2 protein-coding genes are annotated in these 1,341 nt (G+C 38.2%); one reads left to right on the forward strand and one right to left on the reverse strand.

The annotated features are described in order from the left end of the window. Nucleotides 1-253: 253 nt before the first annotated feature. Complete coding sequence (locus RM541_RS17330; protein WP_311501390.1) at nucleotides 254-907, reverse strand: 50S ribosomal protein L25/general stress protein Ctc; 654 nt, start codon at nucleotides 905-907, stop codon at nucleotides 254-256. A gap of 101 nt (nucleotides 908-1,008) precedes the next feature. Between RM541_RS17330 and RM541_RS17335 the strand changes: the two genes are divergently transcribed. Further along, nucleotides 1,009-1,302: a hypothetical protein gene (locus RM541_RS17335; protein WP_311501391.1), complete on the forward strand. Its 294-nt coding sequence runs from the start codon at nucleotides 1,009-1,011 to the stop codon at nucleotides 1,300-1,302. Nucleotides 1,303-1,341: the final 39 nt, after the last annotated feature.

Raw genomic sequence — 1,341 nt, forward strand, 5'->3', positions numbered from 1 at the left:
GCTGCAGGCTCTAAGTCTTAAGTTTTAAGCGGATAGTGGGAAAACTATTCATTATTTACTGCTTTAGGCTATAAGCAATAAAAGAAAAGCTAGATGATTTTCATTATTCACTGCGCCACTGCGTCACTGCTTTACTCTTTTTCTTTTCACTTTAGAACTTTCGAACATTAGAACATATAGCAACAAAAAAAGCATTCCGAATTTCGGAAAAACCGAAACAGGAATGCTTTAATTTATTTTAGGAATGAGCTATTTATTCTTTGCTCTCAACCTCATTTGCTTCATCTACTTCAGTAGCTGGCACTTCATCTGCTGCAACTTCGTCTTCATCTTCTTCGTCTTCAAGATCTTCAACAATATTACGTGAAGTTCTAACCTGACAAATTACAGTATTGTCCGGATGCTGAATTTTGAAATCATCACTTTCAACAGCAGTTACATAAAGCTTCTGTCCAATCTTAAGTTTGGTAACATCTGCTTCGATAAAATCTGGTAAATCTCCAGGAAGTCCTTTTACCTTTAAACGACGAAGGTTGTAACGTAAAACTCCCCCATTTTTAACCCCACGAGGAATTCCTACAGTATGAATTGGAATTTCCATAGTAATTGGAGTGTCTTCAAAGATTTCATAGAAATCCATGTGCAGTATAGCATCTGTTACAGGATGAAACTGAATATCCTGAAGTACAGCGTTATACTTTTTACCACCTTCCAATTGAATTTCCACTGTGTGAACATCTGGTGTGTAAATCAGGTTCTGGAATGCAATTTCCTCGGCAGCAAAGTGTAAAGGCTCCTGCCCTCCACCATACAATACGCAAGGAACCTGTCCAGCATTACGTAAGGCTTTTGTTGACTTCTTGCCTACGCTTTCTCTTTTAGATCCGTTGATCGTAATTGACTTCATTATTATTAAATTTTAGGCTGCAAAAGTAGATCTTTTTTCGGTTCTATAAAAAGTTATTGTTTAAAAGTTTGGAGGTCTTTTAGTTGTGAATAGTTTGTTGTTTGGGGATCGGAGTTCAGATGTCTGCTGTGGTATTGGTTTTAAAGTGGAAAGAGGAAAATGGAAGTTTTCGAAAATTGCGGGTTGTGAATGGGAAAAGTTCCAAGTTGCTTCTCATCTCTGGTCCTCCAGATTCACAGACTTGCGGAAGGGAAGCATGCGGAAAAACGGCAGTTATTGATCTAATAGTATTGCAGTGGGGATGTACCACCCCGACCTTCAGTCACCCCTCCTTAAAAGGGGGGGAGCTTTTATTTAATGCAAGGAATGATATGCAGATAAATACAAGAGTATAACTTTCACTTCCAGCTTCATCTTTCTCTTACCATCCTTTT

The sequence above is a fragment of the Autumnicola psychrophila genome, assembly GCF_031846645.1.
In the GTDB taxonomy this organism is placed as follows: Bacteria; Bacteroidota; Bacteroidia; order Flavobacteriales; family Flavobacteriaceae; genus Autumnicola; species Autumnicola psychrophila.